1 pseudogene is annotated in these 236 nt (G+C 73.7%); it reads right to left on the bottom strand.

Annotation, left to right across the window (positions count from 1 at the left end):
* Positions 1-236 (bottom strand): annotated as a pseudogene (locus ACYQ0J_RS13560) (hypothetical protein); the annotation flags it as partial.

The following is a 236-nucleotide window of genomic DNA, read 5'->3' as shown; positions in this document are numbered from 1 at the left end:
CCTTCCGGGCCAGGACCCACTTCCCCAAGGGGAAGGCCCGCTCGGCGAGGAGCCTCCCCCCCCGCAGGGCCCCCTCGAGGCGGTAGGCCTTCCTGGGCTCCAGGAAGGCGGTGAAGCCCCGGGCCCGGCCCAGGACGAGCCTGAAGGCCTCCCCGCTCTTGGGCTGGACGAGGACCACGAACCTCCTTCCGTCGGCGTGGAGGAGGATCCCGTGCACCACCAGCTCCGGCCCCTCC

Source organism: Thermus sp. FJN-A, from assembly GCF_054655095.1.
This window is presented reverse-complemented; position numbering and strand designations above follow the sequence as displayed.